Below are 20207 nucleotides of genomic sequence, written 5' to 3'. Positions count from 1 at the left end.
GTCGCAACGGTGATTACGCCTGAACGTCCAGCTCGGCCAGCACGGTCGACGAGGCCGAGACCTTCTCGCCGATCGTCACGCGCGGACGGGCATCCACCGGAAGGTACACGTCCACGCGGGAGCCGAAACGGATGAAGCCATAGCGCTGGCCGCGCGAGAGCGTTTCACCGACCTTCGTGTAGCAGAGGATACGGCGTGCCACCAGGCCGGCCACCTGCACCAGCGTCACAACCTGGCCATCGGCCGCGCGGCGGATCACCACGGCATTGCGCTCGTTCTCGACCGAAGCCTTGTCGAGATCGGCGTTGACGAACTTGCCGGGAAAATATTCGAGCTTCTCGACCTTGCCGTCGAGCGACGAGCGGTTCGAGTGCACGTTGAACACGTTCATGAACACGCTGATCTTCAGCGCCTCGCGGCCGGCGTAGGGGTCCTGCGTCTTCTCGACCACGACGATGCGGCCGTCGGCCGGCGCCAGGATCGCATTGGGCGCGGACGGAATCGGCCGGGGCGGATCACGGAAGAACTGGAGTACGAAAATCGTAATGATCCACAGCGGCAACGCCCACCAGAAGCCCGCGCTGACATGCACCAGCAGCGAGATGATGAATGCGCCAGCCAGGAACGGCCAGCCTTCACGGGCGATCAGCGGATGAGGATAGTTCATGCAAGAGAGGTCTAGTTGTTCGCGCCAGGACAAGGCGCCAGGCACGCCACACACATTGTGCGCGCTGGTGTGTCAGTCGGGTGTATTGCCGCGAAAAATGGAAAAAATCAGGCCACTGCCTGAAAAACCCGACAAGGATAGCAAAAAGCCGCCCGGCCCCCGCCAAAATGTCTCCTGCAACACAGGAGACTGGCGGAAAACCCGGCGGCTTCCAGGGTACGCAAGGCGCCTGCGGCGCCCTGCCTCGCCCGGTACAGCTTAGGTACTGCTTAGTTCTTCGACTGGTCGACCAGCTTGTTCTTGGCGATCCACGGCATCATCGCGCGCAGCTTCGAACCCACTTCCTCGATCTGGTGCTCGGCCGTCAGGCGGCGGCGCGAGATCAGGGTCGGGGCGCCGGCCTTGTTCTCGAGCAGGAAGCTCTTGGCGTATTCGCCGGTCTGGATGTCCGTCAGGCACTGCTTCATGGCCTTCTTGGTCTCTTCGGTCACAACGCGCGGGCCGGTGACGTATTCACCATACTCGGCGTTGTTCGAGATCGAGTAGTTCATGTTGGCGATGCCGCCTTCGTAGATCAGGTCGACGATCAGCTTCAGTTCGTGCAGGCACTCGAAGTAGGCCATTTCCGGCGCGTAGCCGGCTTCCACCAGCGTTTCGAAGCCAGCCTTGATCAGCTCGACGGTACCGCCGCACAGCACGGCCTGCTCGCCGAACAGGTCGGTTTCGGTTTCTTCGCGGAAGTTGGTCTCGATGATGCCGGCGCGGCCGCCGCCGTTGGCGGTGGCGTACGACAGGGCGATGTCACGGGCGGCGCCGGACTTGTTCTGGTGCACGGCGATCAGGTGCGGCACGCCGCCGCCTTGCGAGTACGTCGAGCGCACGGTGTGGCCCGGGGCCTTCGGGGCGATCATGATCACGTCCAGGTCGGCACGCGGGATCACGGCGCCGTAGTGCACGTTGAAGCCGTGGGCGAAGGCCAGCGCAGCGCCTTCCTTGATGTTGGCGTCCACTTCGTTCTTGTACACGTCGGCGATCTGCTCGTCCGGCAGCAGGATCATGACCACGTCGGCGCCCTTCACGGCCTCGGCCACTTCCTTGACCTGCAGGCCGGCGTTCACGGCCTTGTTCCACGACGCGCCGCTCTTGCGCAGACCAACGGTCACGTTCACGCCCGAATCCTTCAGGTTCTGCGCGTGGGCGTGGCCTTGCGAGCCGTAGCCGATGATGGTGACGTTCTTGCCCTTGATGAGGGAGAGGTCGGCGTCCTTGTCGTAAAACACTTTCATGATGGTTCCTTCAATTTCTCAAATCTGCTTATCAGGGGTGTCGGCGAGACGCATCGATGTCTGTTTGTCCAGATGCGCCGCGCCGCTTCGGGATACTGCGTGTCGGCTTGTGGCCTTGGCTGCCGGGGGCGCCGGTCAGACCTTCAGGATGCGTTCGCCGCGGCCGATACCTGAGCCGCCCGTACGGACGGTTTCCAGGATCGCGGTGCGGTCGATGGCATCGAGGAACGCATCCAGCTTGCCGCCGTTGCCGGTCAGCTCGATGGTGTACGTCTTTTCGGTCACGTCGATGATGCGGCCACGGAAAATGTCGGCGGTGCGCTTCATTTCCTCGCGCTCCTTGCCGACGGCACGCACCTTCACGAGCATCAGCTCGCGCTCGATATGCGCGCCTTCGGTCAGGTCCACCACCTTGACCACTTCCACCAGACGGTTCAGGTGCTTGGTGATCTGCTCGATCACGTCGTCCGAACCGGTGGTGACAATGGTCATCCGCGACAGCGACGCGTCTTCGGTGGGAGCCACCGTCAGCGTCTCGATGTTGTATCCACGTGCCGAAAACAGGCCCACCACGCGCGACAGCGCGCCGGGTTCGTTCTCCAGCAGGACCGAGATGATGTGTCGCATTTACAGGTCCTCCGCGCCGAGCAGCATTTCGGAGATCCCCTTGCCGGCCTGAACCATCGGCCACACGTTTTCGGTGGGGTCGGTCTGGAAGTCCAGGAACACAGTGCGGTCCTTGAGTCGGAAGGCCTCGCGCAGCGCAGGCTCCACGTCGGAAGTCTTTTCGACGCGCATGCCCACGTGGCCATAGGCCTCGGCCAGTTTGACGAAGTCGGGCAGCGCGGTCATGTAGGAATGCGAGTAACGGTTGTCGTACTCGATTTCCTGCCACTGGCGCACCATGCCCAGGTAGCCGTTGTTCAGCGAGCAGATCTTGACCGGCGTGTCGTACTGCAGGCAGGTCGACAGTTCCTGGATACACATCTGGATCGAGCCTTCACCGGTGATGGTGACGACTTCCTTGTCCGGGAACGCCTTCTTGATGCCCATTGCGTACGGCAGGCCCACGCCCATCGTGCCCAGGCCGCCAGAGTTGATCCAGCGGCGCGGCTCGTTGAACTTGTAGAACTGCGCAGCCCACATCTGGTGCTGGCCCACGTCCGAGCAGATAAATGCATCGCCGTGCGTCAGTTCCCAGATCTTCTCCACCACGTATTGCGGCTTGATGATCTCGGAATTGCGGTCGTACTTGAGGCAGTCCACCGAGCGCCATTGCTCGATCTGATCCCACCACTTGGCCAGGGCCTCGCGCTTCGGCTTGACGTCGCTGGCCTTGATCTGGGCGATCAGTTCCTGCAGCACGTCCTTGACGTTGCCGACGATGGGGATATCCACCTTGACGCGCTTCGAGATCGACGACGGGTCGATGTCGATGTGGATGATCTTGCGGGCCTGCGCGGTGAAGTGCGACGGATTGCCGATCACGCGGTCATCGAAGCGCGCGCCGATGGCAATCAGCACGTCGCAGTTCTGCATGGCCATGTTGGCCTCGTACGTGCCGTGCATGCCAAGCATGCCGACGAACTGCTTGCTCGTACCCGGGAACGCGCCCAGGCCCATCAGCGTGTTGGTGACCGGGTGGCCGGTGAGCGCAGCCAGTTCGCGCAGCTCTTCGCTGGCGTTCGCCAGCACCACGCCGCCGCCCGAATAGATGAACGGACGCTCGGCGCCCTGCAGCAGCGCCACGGCCTTGCGGATCTGACCCGAGTGACCCTTGTTCACCGGGCTGTACGACCGCATGTCCACGGACTTGGGGTACTCGAACTTGCAGGAATTGCGCGACACGTCCTTCGGGATATCCACCACCACGGGGCCGGGACGGCCGGTGGCGGCGATGAAGAACGCCTTCTTGATCGTCGCGGCCAGGTCGCGCACGTCCTTCACGAGGAAGTTGTGCTTGACGATCGGACGCGTGATGCCGACGGTGTCACATTCCTGGAACGCATCCTGGCCAATCGCGTGAGTCGGCACGTTGCCGGTAATCACCACCATCGGGATCGAGTCCAGATAGGCAGTGGCAATACCGGTGACGGCATTGGTCACGCCCGGGCCCGAGGTCACCAGCGCGACGCCCACCTTGCCGGTCGCACGGGCATACCCGTCAGCGGCGTGGACGGCGGCCTGCTCGTGGCGCACCAGGATATGTTCGAATTTCTTTTGCTTGTGGAGCTCGTCGTAGATATAGAGCACTGCGCCGCCGGGGTAACCCCAGACGTATTCGACGCCTTCTTCGGCAAGTGCGTTGACGAGGATTTCCGCTCCGATCATTTCGCGAGCGGAGGATGAATTGCTATCTGCGTGGGAGAATTCCGCGCTGGGCATGTTCATTTCAGTCCTTTGCAATTTTCGGCAAAAAATTGTTTGGATGCTCTCTGCCGGGCTTGTGGCTCGGGTTCAAGCGGTGCGCGTCTGCATGAGAAGACCGCCTCATAAGCGGTCCGATGAGACAACCACTGATGTCGTGAACCGTCGATGATACTGCAATGCACCAGCGCGGTCTATGGGCAATTCACATCAATTCATGGCACTGGCGCGGCGGCGACGCAACGGCAGGTGCCGAACAGGCCGCGATCATGTCTGCACTTGCATACAGCAGTGGCAGAAGCCACGTGTTTTTTGCTAGGATCGCAGACATTTCAGAGGTGCCGCAGGACTTAGGCGGCACATTCGGCCCGAATCCCGCGCCCAACTGCTGTATTTGCCTGCATGGCCACCGATCAGGAACTCTCCGACTTTCTCGCCAGCGTGGAACGACGCGCCTTCAAGCAGGCCGTCTTTGCCGTGCGGGACGACGAGGCCGCGCTGGACATCGTGCAGGATGCCATGATCAAACTGGCGGAGAAGTACGGTGACAAAAGTGCCGCCGAGCTGCCGCCGCTGTTCCAGCGTATCCTCCAGAACACGATCCACGACTGGTTTCGGCGCCAGAAGGTACGCAATACCTGGGTGACGCTGTTCTCGAACCTGCGCGACGAGCGCGATGGCGACGATAGCGACCTGCTCGACACATTGGAGGCAGAAGCCGGTACGGAAATGGCCGAAAGCAGCGCAGACAAGGTCGAGCGGGCGCAGGTCATGCATATCATCGAGCAGGAAATCCAGCGTCTGCCCACACGTCAACGCGAGGCTTTCCTGATGCGTTACTGGGAGGATATGGACGTGGCCGAAACGGCAGCCGTGATGGGCTGCTCCGAAGGCAGCGTAAAGACGCACTGTTCCCGTGCAACGCACACTCTGGCGCAAGCCCTGCGCGCGCGTGGGGTCCGACTATGAGCAGAAACGAACGAGATATCCAGGATCGGCGCTTCGCCCACGAGATCCGCCTGGCGCTAGATGCCTCGGCGGATGCACTGCCGCCGGACATTGCCGAACGGCTTGCCGCCGCGCGGCGCATGGCGCTTGCCGCAAAGAAGGCGGAAGTGCGCGCCCACGTGCCCCAGCTTGCCCTGCCTGGCGGCCATCATGGCTATGCCTTCGAGGAAGAGGACGACACGCCACTGCATCGTGCAGGTTCGTGGCTGCGCAAGCTCGCCCTCGTCTGGACACTGGTGGCGCTTGGTGCCGGCCTGATCGGCATCTACCACTGGCAACAGCAGAAGCGTGTCGAGGAACTGGCAGACGTGGATACCGCGATGCTGCTCGACGATCTCCCGCCGACGGCGTACGCCGATCAGGGCTTCCACGTGTACCTGAAACGTGGGCAATAACAAATGGTTCGAGCGACGCCCCCTTCCGACGCCTTCCACCGCCGGTTTGCCAGACTGTTCGCAACCGGCCTGATCCTCACTGCACTTTGTGGCGGCATCGCCACGCCTGTGGCGCAGGCCCAGGGCCCGGCAGCCAGTCAGCCAGCCGCACCGCACCCGATTGTTAATGCGCATCCAACCTGGGCCGAGCTTTCACCCGCTCACCAGCAGATCCTTGCGCCGCTCCAGCCGATCTGGGAGACGTTTCCGGAACTGAATCGGCACAAGTGGGAACGAATCGCCGACCGGTACCCGAAGCTCAAGCCGGAAGAGCAGCAGCGCCTGCAGGAACGGATGGCCGAATGGGTCAAGCTGACCCCGCAGCAGCGCCGGCTGGCCCGGGAAAACTACCAGATCACGCGCACACTGCCGCAGGAAAAGAAAGCGGAGGCCTGGGACCGCTACCAGCAATTGCCGGAAGAGCAGAAAAAGAAGCTCGCCGCTGCGGAGAAGGTGCCGCGCCGGCCCGGCGCGGTTAGCGCGCTGCCCTCGGGCAAGCGCCCACCGGTCGATACAGGTCACCAGCTTCATCCGGAGAAGCGGCCGGCAAGCGCCCCGGGCGCAGTCGCCGGCCCTGCTTCGGCAGCGCAGGCGGCCACAGGCGCCGCACCGGCCGCCTCCGCACCTATCGCTCCGGCACCCGCGATGGCCGCACCCGTTGCAGCGGCGCCCGCGCCAGCGGCCTCGGCAGTGTCGCCATCGCTGTCGCCGCCGGTCACCGGCGAGGCCGCGACAGAATTCAGCACTACCGACTCGCAGCGCCAGTAATCCCCGCCAGCACCTCCACCAGCACCTCCTCGTCCCTTCCGCGACCTGGCCCGGCCCCGACGCGCTCCCACAGCGGTGTTTGGCATAATGGCCGCTTACCGCTTACGCCTTGCGCTATGCCTGCCGCCACGCCTGCCGCTTCTACCCGTCACATTCCCGATCCGTTTCCGCGCACGCCAACACTGCGCCGCCGCCTGCTCTGCATGCTTTACGAGGGCGTGCTGCTGTTTGGCGTACTGATGGCTGCCAGCGCGGTCTACCTGATCGCCCGACCGCTGCTGCAGCAGATCGGGCTCGACCGGCCCTATATCGATCAGGCATGGATGTTCCTAGTCCTGGCGTTCTATTTCTCGTGGTTCTGGCAACGCAATGGCCAGACCCTTGCCATGCAGACCTGGCGCATCCGACTGGAAACGGCCGCTGGCGTACCGCCGCGCTGGCCGCAGGCGCTGCTGCGTTTTGCGCTGGCATGGCTATGGCTGCCACCGGCGGCGGCGGTGGGCCACGCGCTCGGCCTGACCAAGGGCCCGTTTATCGGCGCACTGGCAATCGGCCTGCTGATCTGGATTTCGCTGGCCTGGCTGGATCCGCGCAGGCAATTCCTCCATGACCGACTGGCCGGTACACGGCTGACCGATCTGAGGCCTGCGCCGAAGTCATGAGCCTGACGGCCGCCGCGCTGCGCCGCGCCGCCGTTGCCGTACAGGTGGCGGCAGCCGGCGGGCTTGCGGCGGCTCTGGCTGCCGGGGCGGGCTGGTCGTGGCCCGTGGCGGCCTTGGCAGGCGTCCTGGCCTTGCTGGCCACATTCGGACTCAGTGTCGGCATCGCGTTCATCGCGACGTTGGGCGGGCTTGCCGTCCCGGCCTCGGCCCGGCCACCACAACCTCCCGACGTACTCACCCCACTGCCACTCGGCAGGCGCGAAGCACTGGCGTGCTACCTGGCCGAATGCCGGGCCGTATTCCGGATGTTCAACTGGCTACAGCCGTTCCGTTCGCGACTTGCCTTCGCACAACCCGCCACTCCGCTGCCCGATACGCCATGCGTCCTGCTGGTTCACGGCTACGGCTGCAATCATGCGGTCTGGCTGGACATGGCACCCTCGCTGGCCGCCGCCGGCTATCGCTGCGAAGGCATCGACCTGACCCCGGTGCTTGGCGATATCGACGACTACGCGCCGAAACTCCTGACCCGCTTGCGTGAAATGCACGCGCGCACGGGAAGCGCTCCGCTGCTGGTCTGCCACAGCATGGGCGGACTCGTCGCACGCGCGGCACAGGTGCTGGCCAACAAGGCGGATGAGCCCGCCCCGTGCGCGGGCATCGTGACACTCGGCAGTCCGCACTACGGCTGCGCGCTGGCACGCTTCGGCGGCGGCCGCAATGCTCGCCAGATGCGCTGGGCCAGCCCCTGGCTGACGACCCTGGCAGCGTCGGAAACGCCGGAGATGCGCGCGCGCATTGTCTCGGTATTCAGTTGGCACGATTCGATAGCCGGCCCGCCCGGCACCTCGTGGTTCGAAGGAGCAAGCCATATTGCGCTCAGCGGCATTGGCCACGTTTCGCTGTTGCGCGACCGGCGTGCAGTGGACGCTACGCTGGCGGCGCTCGCGGCGCTGCGGGCACCCATCGCTCCTGCACCGGAAATTGCGGGCGCGTTGCATCGCGGAGACGCCCCGACAGGGTTCATGTGACGTTCATGTTTCCGTCACGGTTCCGTCACGGCGCGCTGGCTCAATGCAGCCATCGCCGATACCGGGGCCGCCATGGTTCAAGCAATTCGATTCGCCCGCGGACGTCTTTCCAGAGTCGCGCAGCGCCTGCGCGGCAAGCCTGACGCCACGCTCCCGCTGTCAGCCGCGCTCGCGGCATACATGCCGGCGCCCACCGAACTGTCCTCTGTACCTGCCGCACCGCTGCGCGAACCCTCCAGTTCCGCCCCCCGCACTGCTCCCCACGCCGAACCCCCTGTACATCGCTATCGCGCGATCTGGCTGTCCGATATCCATCTGGGCACGGCGGGCTGCCAGGCCACCTACCTGCTCGATTTCCTCAAGCACAACGAATCGGACGTGCTCTACCTCGTAGGCGACATCATCGACGGCTGGCAGCTACGCCGCGGCTGGTATTGGCCGCAGAGCCACAATGACGTGGTGCAGAAGCTGCTGCGCAAGGCACGCAAGGGTACCGACGTCATTTACGTTCCCGGCAACCATGATGAAGCGGCGCGGCAGTTCGATGGCATGGCGTTCGGCGACATCACCGTTCGCGAGGATGCAATCCACGTGACCGCCACCGGCAAGCGGCTGTGGGTCGTGCATGGCGACCTGTTCGACGGCGTGGTCCAGCACGCGAAGTGGCTGGCCTATCTCGGTGATTCGCTATACACGATGATCCTGGCCGTGAACCGCCACTTCAACCGTGCGCGGGCAAAGCTCGGCTTCGATTACTGGTCGCTTTCCCAATACCTGAAGCACCAGGTCAAGAACGCCGTCAGCTATATCAACTCGTTCGAGCACGCGATGGTCGACGAAGCGCGCCGGCGCGGCTGCGACGGCGTGGTCTGTGGCCACATCCACAAGGCCGAGATCCGCGAGGTAGACGGCCAGCTCTACTGCAACGATGGCGACTGGGTGGAAAGCCTGTCGGCCCTGGTAGAGACCATGGAAGGCGAGCTCAAGATCGTCTACTGGACCACGCTTCTCGATCCACCCGTACCGGTCAGCCGCCGCCGTCGCCGCACGGCCGAGTTGACCGCCTGACACCCCCAATCCACTACCTGCACGCCTTCGCCAGCGAAGTGCGTGCGCTGTCCGCTCCAACAACAACATGGTGCTTGCGCAAGGAGATTCGATGAGAGTCCTGATTGTTACCGACGCATGGGAACCGCAAGTCAACGGCGTAGTGCGCACGCTGAAATCCACGCGCCGCGAACTCGAGGCCATGGGCCACATGGTGGACCTGATCACGCCGCTCGAATTCACGACGGTCCCCTGCCCGACCTACCCTGAAATCCGGCTTTCGCTGCTGCCGACGGCCAAGGTGCGCCGCCGTATCGATGCGTTCCAGCCCGACGCGCTCCACATTGCGACTGAAGGCCCGCTCGGCCTGGCCGCGCGCCGTTACGCGATGCAGCACGGCCTGCCGTTCACCACGGCCTATCACACGCGCTTCCCGGAATACGTGCAGGCACGCTTCGGCATTCCGCTGGCCTGGACATACCGCTTCCTGCGCTGGTTCCACGGTCCGGCGCGCGCGGTCATGGCACCGACGCCGGTGGTGCTCAAGGATCTGCACGACTATGGCATCACGCACGGGGTGCTGTGGACGCGCGGCGTCGATCTCGACGTGTTCACCGCACAGCGGCCGAACGTCCTGAACACCGCGCATCCGATCTTCCTGTACGTTGGCCGCGTGGCGGTGGAAAAGAACGTCGAGGCTTTCCTGCAGCTTGATCTGCCGGGCTCGAAGTGGGTCGTGGGCGACGGCCCCGCGCTGGCGGGCCTGAAGGCACGCTATCCCTCGGCAAACTACCTCGGTGTGCTGAAGCAACCGGAACTCGCGAAGGTGTATGCTTCGGCGGACGTCTTCGTGTTTCCGAGCCGCACCGATACATTCGGGCTGGTCCTGCTCGAAGCACTGGCCAGCGGGCTCCCCGTCGCCGCCTATCCGGTCACCGGGCCGATCGACGTGCTCGGCGACAGCCCTGCCGGCGTGATGCACGAAGACTTGAGAGAGGCCTGTCTGGAAGCATTGCGCATCGATCGCGCAACGGCACGTGCCCACGCGGAGAAATTCTCGTGGCGCGCTGCGTCCGAGCAGTTCCTCGCCCATCTGCGTCCGCTGCCAACCGTGGCGGACGGAACCGACAAACCGGCGTCCTCCGTCGCACCCGATCATGGCCAAGCCCCATCCCACGCTACCGCCCGATCCGTCGCTGCACCGGCCGACCGCCGCCCAGGTGGCGGCTGAAGTGGAAACCGAATACTCGATCGCCAACAATCCGCACAAGGGCAATCGCGGCCTGACACGCGCATGGCACGCGGCGATCAACTCGATGTCGGGGCTACGCTATGCGGTCCTGGAAGAGAGCGCATTCCGGCAGGAACTGACGCTGGTGGCAATCCTGACGCCGTGCGCGTTCATCCTGCCGGTATCGGTGGTCGAGCGCGTGATGCTGCTGGGCACGCTGCTGCTGGTGCTGATCGTGGAATTGCTCAATTCGAGCGTGGAAGCGGCAATCGACCGGATCTCGCTGGAGCGCCACAGCCTGTCCAAGCGCGCCAAGGACTTCGGCAGCGCGGCGGTGATGCTGGCGTTGATCCTGTGCGGCGGCACGTGGGTCGCAATCGGCGGACCGCACGTGGTGCGGTGGGTGGGGATGCTGTTCGGGTAGCCCAGCGGCAAAGTAGGTCGACGTCCGCAATGGGATATCGACCTTGCTCGATCAAAGGTAGTTGATGGTAAGGGTGGCAAGACCATCTATGGGCACCGCTTGAGTCAGATCAGGCAAATCGCCAGTCTTCGGCAGGGCAAGCGCCACCGTATAGGTTTGGCTGACGCTCTGGAAACTGCCGGGGGCCGTCTGGCCGGTCGCTGCCCAGGCGTGCATTCGGGCTCCCGGGACAAAGGCATTGTTGGCGTCCCAGGCACTGGTCCACGTTGTGCCGCCGTTATTGGTGGAAAGCGACACAATGGCATTGCCGTCGCCATTCGCGGCCGCCGAGCGATAGAGAAGGTACGCGCCAACGTTCGTGCCATCCACGCTACCAACACCGAATGCAGCCGCGTCGTTCTGATTTGAATGCAAGAAGGCAGCAGCGCCAGGCGTAGCCGTTCCCGCGCGTCCATCCGTGGCAGTGATACCGAACATGGCCGCCGCATCACAGGTCACTGTCAGCGTCAGGTTTCTTCCGCCGATCCTGTTGAAGGTGGTATCGCTAAGATCCTTGACAAAAATATTGCCGAAGTTGACGGCGCCGTTATCGGAAAGTGAGATATCGCACGCGGCAGGCCGGATCATACCCTTGACTGCCAGATCCGCCGATTCTGCCGCTAGAGTCGTCGTGGCGAAAGCCGCTAAATGGGCGACGAAAAGTGCGGCGATTCCATAGTGGATACGCTTCATGATGATCTCCTCGATGCATGAGTTACGGTATCCGGAGTATTCACCACGCCGCGGCAACAAAAAATCGCAATTCAGCCAAAATTGCCAGCCCGCTTCCGGATGGCGTCAAGAACGGTCACCCTCGGGGCAGAATCCGCACTGATTCAGGCCTTCTCGCGGCCTTCCTGCCACTTGTCCACATGCACGCGTGGCGCCGCGGCCAGCTTGCCTAGCAGGTCTGCCGGGGAAGGCGACACGTGCAGCATGTCGGCATGCACCTGTTTCAGGAAGCCCTCGCCCACCGTGTGGCTCAGGAACGAGAGCATTCCATCGTAGAACCCCGCCACGTTGAGCAGGCCGATCGGCTTGTCGTGATAGCCGAGCTGCGCCCACGTGAACGTTTCAAACAGTTCTTCGAAGGTGCCCACGCCGCCAGGCATGGCGATAAAGGCATCGGCACGGTCAGCCATCATCTGCTTGCGCTCGTGCATGTTGCGCACAACGTGTAGTTCCGTCAGGCCGCGGTGACCCACTTCCTTCTGCATCAGCGCATCCGGAATGATGCCGATGGCCGTGCCGCCGTGCGCCAGAACACTATCCGCCACGACGCCCATCAGGCCCACCTTGCCGCCGCCATAGACCAGCGACAGGCCCTGCTGCGCCATGGCCTGACCCAGCGCGTGCGCCGCTTCGGCGTACTCGGGGCGAAAGCCGGGGCTCGACCCGCAATAGACACAAACCGATTTCACTTTCTTTCCTTGTCAGCCTTCGCGGCCTCAGATTCTGCCTTTTGGGCGGCGTACTCGCGCGCGAGCTGGTCGAACGCATCGCGCGCCTTGCCGCGCAGGTACGGTGCCAGGATCGAGAAGATGTGATAGCTCGATCCGTGCAGATAGCCGCGAATCTGCTCGGGATCGTTGTACTGGCGCGGATGCTGCACAAACTGGAACGACAGCCAGTAAGTGGCGATCACCACGATGTTGGTGCAGATTGCATCCACCTGCTCGGGCGTGGCTTCCATGTCGCCGTCTTCCTGGAACTGGCGGCAGATTTCGAGCGCAAAGCGCTTCTTCTGCTCCACGATGCGCTTGAAGTTGGTCTCCAGCATCCGGTTGCGCGCCAGCAGGTCATTGATGTCGCGATACAGGAAACGGTAGTTCCACAGGAACTCGGACATGTACTGCAGGTAGCCCCAGCTCTCCCCAAGCGTGGCCTTGTGGTCTTCCGGCATCTTCAGGCGCCGCTCCATCTCCTGCTCGAAGCGCACGAAGATCGAGTTGATGATGTCGTCCTTGTTGCGGAAGTGATAGTAGAGATTGCCTGGGCTGATCTCCATGGCTTCCGCAATCGTCGTGGTGGTGACGTTGGGCTCGCCCACTTCATTGAACAGGCGCAGCGAGACATCGAGAATGCGGTCCCGGGTACGGCGCGGTCCGGCTTGCGGTTTGGCTTCCATGGATATTGGAACGACTTTGAATCGGCAGGATTGGGATTATAAGCAAAGCGTCCGGGGCTGCCCCCGAGCGGCCCGAACGACACAATCCTCTGTGGGCCATGCGGCGCAATTTAAGAGATCGACTATTCAGCAGATTTCGGCGAACGACCACAATCGAAAGCGAGATACGGCAACACAAGTGCGTGCCGCAAGAACTTCGCTGGAGACTGCCGTGAATACCCGCCGCTTGATTCCCATCATCAACGCCATTGGCATTGCCAGTGGCATGCTCCTCAGCCATGGCGCATTGGCCGCCTCCACCGCCGAATTCCGGCTGCGCGCCGATATGCTGCCGGTGTCCTGCGACCTGAGCTTCTCCAATAACGGCGAAGTCGATTTCGGCGTCATCATGGCGTCCAGACTCAGCGACACAAACTTCACAAAATTTCCCAGACAGTCCATTACCGCGACCCTGACTTGCGATGCAGCGGCCAAGGTAGCCCTTTCCGTCACGGATGGCCGCCCGGGGACCACGCCAGAAGGCATGGGGTACTTCCTGTACACGAACCAGAACGATGCCGCCATGTTCGGCGCCGGCAGCGTCGATGGGAGGAACATCGGCGGCTACATGATCTACCGCACTGCCAACGGACAGGCAGATGGAGCCACCGCCTATCCAGTTGTCTCGAACGACAACGGGGCCACATGGATTCGTGGGGTAAATCAAAGTAATGCGATCACGCCAACGCGCCTCCACAGTTGGTCGGCGACGAACGGCGGCGCGCCCTCCAGCTTCACCACTATCACACAGCAGTACTTCGTGGAACTGGCACTGAACCGCAAGGCCGACCTCCCGACGCTGAACCGTCAGATACCCGTCGACGGCCTGGCGACGTTCACGATCCAGTATCTCTGATCAGAACCTCGAACCGGGCTCCTTGAGGAACGCGATCTCCGCCTCCGAGCTCATCCGCCCGAGCGCTGCATTGCGGTGCGGGAAGCGTCCGAAGCGCGCGATGATCTCGCGATGCTTTTCCGCCCATTCCGCCACGTCGACCTCGCCGGCGGTGTCGTCACGCAATGCAATCGTCTCGCGCACCGAAATATCCTGTGCGTCGATCGATTCGGCATGCTCGAACGGCAGGTAGCAGAACATGCGATGCCAAGGCGTGGGCAACTGGCGATCCCAGCCGGCATCCAGCATGCAGCGTGCCACTGCCAGCGCCATGCCATCGGTGGCAAAGCTGCGCGGGTCGCCGCGAAACATGTTGCGCGGGAACTGGTCCAGCAGCACGATGCGGGCACAGGCGCCTTCCGGCGTCACGGACCAGTCGTCCTCGGCGCCGTCATGTGCCGCCTGCCAGAGTGGCAGGAATCGCTCGTGAATCAACGCGTCGAAGGTATCGGACTTGGCAAACCATTCCCGCCGCGAGACATTCCACTCAGCCGAACCCGGCAACCCGAACCAGAAATCGAGCACAGCCTGCGCAGCCGCGGGCGTCTGTCCAGGCTGTCTATCGCGGAACATTGCGCATCCAGTCCGCGGTCTGGAACAGCGCCTCCATCAGGCGCATCTGCAGGTTTTCCGGCAGGTTCACGTCCTGCATGGCCAGCGCCATGCAGCGCATCCACTGGTCGCGCTCGCTGGTGCCGATCTCGAACGGCAGATGGCGCGCGCGCAGACGCGGATGACCGAAGCGCTCGATGAAGTAGTTCGGCCCGCCCAGCCAGCCGCACAGGAACCAGAACAGCTTGTCGCGCGATCCATCGAGCAACGGCGGATGCAATGCGCGCAGCCCGGCGAACTGCGGCTCCAGGTCCATCAGGTCGTAGAAGCGGTCAACCAGCTCGCGCACGCGCGCTTCGCCGCCGATCAGTTCATAGGCGGTGATTTCTTCCCGCTGGTCCTCGGGCTGGTTTTCAGGCTGGTTGGTGGAATCGGTGCTCATGGCAATACAGGGAAGTCAGACATCGCGCAGCGTGGCCAGTGCCGGTTGCCGCAATACCTCGCGCAAACCTAGCCAGCCGCCCGCAAAAGCGCACAGCATGCCAGAAACCACGCCGACCGGTACGATCCACCCGTTGAAGCGGTATGGGAAGTCGAACACGTATTGCGAAAGCCCCCAGCCCACCGCCACCGCTCCCAGGCTGGCCAGCAGGCCCGCCAGACCACCGACCACGAGAAATTCCGCGTACTGCGTCTGGCGCACCAGCGCAGCCGACGCGCCCAGTGCCTTGAGCAGCCCGGCGTCCCGCTTGCGCTCATCGCGCGCGCCGGAAAGCGCCGCGTAAAGCACGGTCACACCGGCCAGCAGCGTGAATACAAACAGGAACTGCACTGCGGCAATCACCTGGTCAAGCACGTCCTGGATTTGCCGCAGGATCAGGTCGGTGTTGACCACCGTGATATTCGGGAACGCGGCCGTAAGTTGATTGCCGAGTGCGGCCTTGGCAGGCGGCAGGTGAAACGCGGTGATATAGGTCTGGGGCAGGCCCTGCATCTTGGCCACCGGCAGGATCACGAAGAAGTTCACGCGCATCGAGCCCCAGTCGAGCTTGCGCAACGACGTGACAGGGGCCTCCACGACCTGCCCCGCCACGTCGAACCGCAGCGTATCGCCAAGCTTGATATGCAGCGTCTTGGCGATGCCCTCTTCGACCGACGCGCCGTCGGGGCCATCGCCCCATCGCCCGGCAACAACCTGATTGCCGTCTGGGAGCTTGTCCATGTACGACAGGTTGAACTCGCGCTCCACCAGGTTGCGCGCCCGCCCCTCGGGATAGCTGTCGGCGTGGATTGGCCGGCTGCCGATCTGTGTCAGCCGGCCTCGCACCATCGGATAGAGCAGATCGTCGACGCCGTTCTTCGCCAGCATCGCGTGCAAGGTATCGCGCTGATCGGGCTGGATGTTGATGACGAATCGATTCGGCGCATTGGCGGGCGTGGCGCTGCGCCACGAGTCGACCAGATCATTGCGCGTCATGCCCAGCAGCAGCAGCGCCATCAGGCCGACGGCCAGCGCCACCGTCTGCAGCACGGTGACGCCGCGGCGCCGTTCGAGCACGGCCAGCGCGAAGCGCCAGCCGACGTTGCCACGCACGCGGCCACGCATGCCGCGCGACAGCACCAGCAGCAGGCCCAGCGCCAGCAGCGCAAACGCAATGCCCGCGCCGACAAACCCACCAGCCGTGGTCAGCCCAAGCTTCAGATCGCGTGCGGCTACCAGCAACAGCGAGACGAACGCGCCCAACCCCAGCGTGTAGGCAGCCCACACCGACACGGACGGCAGGCCGATATCGCGCCGCAGTACGCGTAGCGGCGCCACGCGTGTCAGCGCCAGCAGCGGCGGCAATGCGAAGCCCGTCAGCAGAACCAGCCCCGCCGCCACGCCGACCAGCGCGGGAATGGCCGATGGCTGCGGGAGGCTCACGCGCAACAGCCCGCCAAGGGACAGCAGCAGCCCATAGTGCGCCAGGTAGCCAAGCACAACGCCGACCAGCGCGCCGCCAAGCCCGAGCAGCACGAACTCGATGCCGAATGCCGCCAGGATCTGCCGACGAGAAAGGCCCAGGCACTTGTAGACCGCGCAGGCATCGGTATGGCGCTGCATATACCGGCGCGCGGACATCGCGATCGCCACCGCCGCGATCATCGACGACAGCACCGCCACCAGCGACAGAAAGCGCTCTGCACGGTCGAGCGTGGCACGCATCTGCGGCTGGCCCGTTTCAAGCGACTCCACACGCGTATTGCGCAGATGGCGCTGTTCGATCTCGCCGACTGCCCATTTGCGATACTGCTCGCCAGCGACGTCAGGACCGGCCACGAGCAAGCGGTACGTCACCCGGCTGCCCCACCCGATCAGCTTCGTGGCCTCCAGGTCGGACATCGGCAGCAGCACGCGCGGCGCGAAGTTCATGAAGCCCGCGCCGCGATCGAGTTCCTGCGTGATGATCCGCTCGATGCGGAACGTCTTGCTGCCAAGTTGCAGGCCGTCGCCAACGCGCAGGCCAAGCGCGCTCAGCAAGGCTTCATCCACCCACACCGTGCCCGGTGCCGGAATGCCCTCCGCCACCGTCTCGGCGCCGCCAGGCTGGCTTGAGACCTTGAGCCTGCCGCGCAGCGGGTAGCCATCGGTCACGGCCTTCAGCGCAGCCAGTTGGCTGGCGGCTTCGCCGTGCGCCGGCGCGCCGTTGACGCGCGCCGTGGCCATGCTCGGGAACGTGATGGTCTGGGCCACCTGGAGCCCATCCTGTCGGGCGCGCTCGATAAAGACCGCATCGAATGGCTGGTCTGAAAGCAGCAGCACATCGGCGGCGATCATCTGGCGCGCGTCACGCTCCAGCCCCAGCCGCATCCGGTCGGCCAGAAAGCCCACGCTGGTCAGCGCCGCCACCGCCAGCACCAGCGCGAACAGCAGCAGCGTCAGTTCCCCTGCAAGCCAGTCGCGGCGGGCCATGCGCAGGGCCTGCCGCCAGGCGGAGAAACTCGCATGAGGAACGGGGACAGAATCTTGGGTCGGCATCGGCATCGATCTATGGACGCTGGTTGTCGGCATTGCCGCGCAGGCTTGCATGAAGCCGCCGCACGCCGCGCCACAGCTTCGGCAGCAGCCAGGCGGCGACGATCAGGAACAGAACCAGCAGGACCAGGAATACAACGGGCAGGAAGAACGCCAGCAGCAGCCCGCCGGCCGCGGTGATGTCTTCGGTGAATGAGGCAACCCAGTTCGAAAATGGTTCGGGCGATACATTGATCAATGCACGCGTACCCGCCTTGGTTGCATGCGCGGTGCCGGCCAGCGTGCCGCCAATCAGGCCCGCGGCCACCATCCACTGTGGATCGAGCTGCCCGAACGCGGCTGCCGCCAGGATCGCCCCGGCGGGAATCCTGATGAAGGTCTGGATGCCATCCCAGACCGTGTCGAATCCCGGCACCTTGTCCGCCACGAACTCGGCCACGGCCATCGCACCAGCAATACCGATGACCCACCAGGACTCAAGCACGTGCAGGCCGGGCGGCAGGTCGAGCCAGCCCAGGCGGGCCAGCACGCCCGCAGTCAGCACGGCCAGGTAAAGGCGCAGGCCGCTGGCCCAGGACATGCCTGCAGCCAGCGCGGCGGTTTGCAGCATGGGATTCCTCGCTTTTGTCGCAACGGACTTGCGAAGAGTGTAATACGGCCGCGCCAGGGGGCCGCTTCGGGCGCCTGGTCCGGCTTGGATGCTGCTTCAAAGATACTGCACCGTGAAGGTCAACTGGCCATCCATCGGAATCCCCTGCGTCAATTCTGGCAAGTTGGCTGTCGTGTTGATCACAGGCTGAATCGTATAGACCTGACTGACGGTACTGACCGGCATCGGGGTGGTAGGCGCCGCTGCGCTTGCGTATGCGGTCCAACGTGTCGTACGGATAACTGCGTCCGCCTGGTTGGTTATTGCATACCATCGCGACTCGTTAGTGTCCTTGCGGAGACGACGACCGGCAGCACCATCGACCGTGGCATCCCCCAGCGTCACTGCAAAGGCGCCGATTCTCCGCCCGGCGACTTCACCGAGCCCATAGCCGTAACTGTCAGGGACACTCGCGCTGATCGCCTGGAGAGCACCGGCCTGTGCCGTCCCCGCACGGCCATCGGCCGTGGAAATTGCGAGCACGGTATCCGCGTCACAGGCTACGTTGACGGTGACCGGACGGCTTTCGAGCACCGTCATGGCCGTCTCGCTCAGGGTCTGCGCGGAAATCGTGCCAAAGTCGAGCTCGCTGGTCGAAACGGAAACGTTGCAAGCCGATGGCCGGATCACGCCCTTGACCGCCAGGTCCACCGATTCGGCTGCCAACGCGGAAGTCGTTGCGAACGCCGCCGCAAGCGCCACGAATAGCGGCGTGACGATTCGTTGATGAGCGAATTTCATGATGAATCTCCAAAGCTGGTTGTGTTGCTCTGCTTTGAAGTATTCGTTAGGCGACGGCCGCTAAAAATGGTAATTCAGCCAATTTCCGTCACCCCACGATTCGCATCACCGCCTTCGGGTCAGGCCCCTTCCTTGCCATCCGGACCATACCAGGGCAACGCTTGCTGCGGCGTCAGGATGCCTGCCGGCTCCGCTGCCGTGTATCCCGGAAGTTGCTCGATACGGCGCACGAAGGCAGGGTCCGAAATCAGCGACAACAGCGCCGTCACCCACGGCGCATTCTGGTCGTTCTTGCGCAGCGCCAGGTAATAGGCCTCGCGCGTCAGCGGCACGAACGTGAGCCCGTGCGCCTCCGCGTTCATGCGCAGGCCAAAGCCGACCTGCGCACGGCCCGCGTGGACCGCTTCGGCAACCTTGTCGTTGCTGAACTCGGGATCGTCGTAGCCGGTGATCTGGTCCGGATACAGCCCGTGCGAGGCCAGCAACTGGTCGAACAGCATGCGCGTGCCCGAACTGCGCTGGCGATTGATAAAGCGCGCGCCCGTGCGGGCCAGATCGCGCAGGTCTCGGATCTCGCGCGCCATGTCGGGCGCCACGATCAGCCCCTGCTCGCGCCAAGCCAGCCGCACCAGCCGCACCGTGGCGGGCCGCAGCCACTTGCGCAGCGTCACATGCGCCACCGAGCCCGCCGTCTGGATCGGCGAAACATAGAAGCCAGCCAGTTCGGACTGACGCTCCTGCAGGCAGACCAGCCCCTCCACGCTGCCGCAGAACACGGTGTCGAGCTGCAGTGGCGCCGGTGTTTCCTTTAGCGCGCCGGCCAGCGTTTCCACGGCCGGGTCATGGCTGCCGGAGAAATGCAGCACGGTCTGCGGCTGTGCGGCATCGTCGAGATCGCTCAGGAACTCCGCCATCGCCTTCTGCACGGCCGGATCGATCGTCTCGCGCAGGCGCATTTCGGCACGCAGCAGGCGCTCGCCGAAGCGCGTCAGCGAAGCACCACGGCCGCGTTCCATGTCCAGCATCGCGCGGCCAAGCATCTCTTCCCATGTGCGCATCACGCCCCAGGCATGCCGGTAGGAGAGCCCGATCTCCTGCGCCGCCCGATGCAGCGACCCGGTCTCGCGCACGGCCTTGAGCAGTTGGAACACCTTGCCGTTGGCGCGTGGGTTGTCATCGGCGGCAATGACCGGGAACAGGTCGAAGCGGAAAGTCATATGTTT

General features: G+C 63.9%; 22 protein-coding genes. 9 read left to right on the top strand and 13 right to left on the bottom strand.

The window, feature by feature from the left end:
• Positions 1-13: 13 nt before the first annotated feature.
• The 4 genes from B552_RS0106135 to B552_RS0106120 all read right to left on the bottom strand — a co-directional run bounded on the left by B552_RS0106135 (position 14) and on the right by B552_RS0106120 (position 4344).
• Positions 14-667 carry a phosphatidylserine decarboxylase gene (locus B552_RS0106135; protein WP_019448128.1) on the bottom strand — a complete coding sequence of 218 codons (654 nt, stop codon included), beginning with the start codon at positions 665-667 and terminating at the stop codon, positions 14-16.
• Positions 668-936: 269 nt separating this feature from the next.
• Positions 937-1953, bottom strand: coding sequence for a ketol-acid reductoisomerase (gene ilvC / locus B552_RS0106130; RefSeq protein WP_019448127.1), 1017 nt, complete (start codon positions 1951-1953; stop codon positions 937-939).
• Between the two features lie 135 nt (positions 1954-2088).
• Positions 2089-2580: an acetolactate synthase small subunit gene (ilvN, locus tag B552_RS0106125; protein ID WP_008643328.1), complete on the bottom strand. Its 492-nt coding sequence runs from the start codon at positions 2578-2580 to the stop codon at positions 2089-2091.
• Positions 2581-4344, bottom strand: a complete 1764-nt coding sequence (locus B552_RS0106120; protein WP_026035379.1) for an acetolactate synthase 3 catalytic subunit — start codon at positions 4342-4344, stop codon at positions 2581-2583. It lies immediately after the preceding gene.
• Between the two features lie 378 nt (positions 4345-4722).
• On the opposite strand from B552_RS0106120, the gene B552_RS0106115 reads away from it, so the two are divergent.
• The 8 genes from B552_RS0106115 (at position 4723) to B552_RS28285 (ending at position 10925) form a co-directional block, all read left to right on the top strand.
• Positions 4723-5289: an RNA polymerase sigma factor gene (locus B552_RS0106115; RefSeq protein WP_019448125.1), complete on the top strand. Its 567-nt coding sequence runs from the start codon at positions 4723-4725 to the stop codon at positions 5287-5289.
• Positions 5286-5723, top strand: a complete 438-nt coding sequence (locus B552_RS0106110; RefSeq protein WP_019448124.1) for a DUF3619 family protein — start codon at positions 5286-5288, stop codon at positions 5721-5723. Before B552_RS0106115 ends, B552_RS0106110 begins: the two co-directional genes overlap by 4 nt.
• Positions 5724-5726: 3 nt before the next feature.
• Positions 5727-6530 carry a DUF3106 domain-containing protein gene (locus tag B552_RS0106105; RefSeq protein ID WP_019448123.1) on the top strand — a complete coding sequence of 268 codons (804 nt, stop codon included), beginning with the start codon at positions 5727-5729 and terminating at the stop codon, positions 6528-6530.
• Positions 6531-6646: 116 nt separating this feature from the next.
• Complete coding sequence (locus tag B552_RS0106100; RefSeq protein WP_019448122.1) at positions 6647-7192, top strand: RDD family protein; 546 nt, start codon at positions 6647-6649, stop codon at positions 7190-7192.
• The gene (locus B552_RS0106095) at positions 7189-8223 is read left to right on the top strand and encodes an alpha/beta fold hydrolase (protein WP_019448121.1); all 1035 of its coding nucleotides are present in this window, start codon (positions 7189-7191) and stop codon (positions 8221-8223) included. Before B552_RS0106100 ends, B552_RS0106095 begins: the two co-directional genes overlap by 4 nt.
• Before the next feature lie 72 nt (positions 8224-8295).
• Entirely contained in the window at positions 8296-9291 is a 996-nt protein-coding gene (locus B552_RS0106090; protein ID WP_019448120.1) for a UDP-2,3-diacylglucosamine diphosphatase, read from the top strand.
• 91 nt (positions 9292-9382) lie between these two features.
• Positions 9383-10501, top strand: a complete 1119-nt coding sequence (locus B552_RS0106085) for a glycosyltransferase family 1 protein (protein WP_019448119.1) — start codon at positions 9383-9385, stop codon at positions 10499-10501.
• On the top strand, positions 10428-10925 hold the full coding sequence (locus B552_RS28285) for a diacylglycerol kinase (protein ID WP_019448118.1): 498 nt from the start codon (positions 10428-10430) through the stop codon (positions 10923-10925). Before B552_RS0106085 ends, B552_RS28285 begins: the two co-directional genes overlap by 74 nt.
• Before the next feature lie 51 nt (positions 10926-10976).
• Here B552_RS28285 and B552_RS0106075 read toward each other — a convergent pair whose 3' ends face one another.
• The 3 genes from B552_RS0106075 to B552_RS0106065 all read right to left on the bottom strand — a co-directional run bounded on the left by B552_RS0106075 (position 10977) and on the right by B552_RS0106065 (position 13092).
• Positions 10977-11657, bottom strand: coding sequence for a DUF1120 domain-containing protein (locus B552_RS0106075; protein WP_019448117.1), 681 nt, complete (start codon positions 11655-11657; stop codon positions 10977-10979).
• 143 nt (positions 11658-11800) lie between these two features.
• Positions 11801-12385 carry a TIGR00730 family Rossman fold protein gene (locus B552_RS0106070; RefSeq protein WP_026035378.1) on the bottom strand — a complete coding sequence of 195 codons (585 nt, stop codon included), beginning with the start codon at positions 12383-12385 and terminating at the stop codon, positions 11801-11803.
• The gene (locus B552_RS0106065) at positions 12382-13092 is read right to left on the bottom strand and encodes a TetR/AcrR family transcriptional regulator (protein ID WP_019448115.1); all 711 of its coding nucleotides are present in this window, start codon (positions 13090-13092) and stop codon (positions 12382-12384) included. Before B552_RS0106065 ends, B552_RS0106070 begins: the two co-directional genes overlap by 4 nt.
• A 211-nt stretch (positions 13093-13303) precedes the next feature.
• Here B552_RS0106065 and B552_RS0106060 point away from each other — a divergent pair, with 211 nt between their 5' ends.
• Positions 13304-13987, top strand: coding sequence for a DUF1120 domain-containing protein (locus B552_RS0106060; protein ID WP_019448114.1), 684 nt, complete (start codon positions 13304-13306; stop codon positions 13985-13987).
• Here B552_RS0106060 and B552_RS0106055 read toward each other — a convergent pair whose 3' ends face one another.
• The 6 genes from B552_RS0106055 to B552_RS0106030 all read right to left on the bottom strand — a co-directional run bounded on the left by B552_RS0106055 (position 13988) and on the right by B552_RS0106030 (position 20201).
• Complete coding sequence (locus B552_RS0106055; protein ID WP_019448113.1) at positions 13988-14599, bottom strand: DUF924 family protein; 612 nt, start codon at positions 14597-14599, stop codon at positions 13988-13990.
• Positions 14586-15020, bottom strand: coding sequence for a group II truncated hemoglobin (locus tag B552_RS0106050; protein ID WP_019448112.1), 435 nt, complete (start codon positions 15018-15020; stop codon positions 14586-14588). The genes B552_RS0106055 and B552_RS0106050 overlap by 14 nt, the downstream gene beginning before the upstream one ends.
• Before the next feature lie 15 nt (positions 15021-15035).
• Complete coding sequence (locus B552_RS0106045; protein ID WP_019448111.1) at positions 15036-17531, bottom strand: FtsX-like permease family protein; 2496 nt, start codon at positions 17529-17531, stop codon at positions 15036-15038.
• 76 nt (positions 17532-17607) lie between these two features.
• On the bottom strand, positions 17608-18204 hold the full coding sequence (locus tag B552_RS0106040) for a DUF4126 domain-containing protein (protein WP_019448110.1): 597 nt from the start codon (positions 18202-18204) through the stop codon (positions 17608-17610).
• A gap of 96 nt (positions 18205-18300) precedes the next feature.
• Positions 18301-18984 (bottom strand): DUF1120 domain-containing protein, encoded by a 684-nt coding sequence (locus B552_RS0106035; RefSeq protein WP_019448109.1) that lies wholly within the window; start codon positions 18982-18984, stop codon positions 18301-18303.
• Between the two features lie 119 nt (positions 18985-19103).
• Positions 19104-20201 carry a substrate-binding domain-containing protein gene (locus B552_RS0106030; RefSeq protein ID WP_019448108.1) on the bottom strand — a complete coding sequence of 366 codons (1098 nt, stop codon included), beginning with the start codon at positions 20199-20201 and terminating at the stop codon, positions 19104-19106.
• Positions 20202-20207: the final 6 nt, after the last annotated feature.

Origin of the sequence: Cupriavidus sp. BIS7, assembly GCF_000292345.1 — a bacterium.
Lineage (GTDB): Bacteria > Pseudomonadota > Gammaproteobacteria > Burkholderiales > Burkholderiaceae > Cupriavidus.
This window is presented reverse-complemented; position numbering and strand designations above follow the sequence as displayed.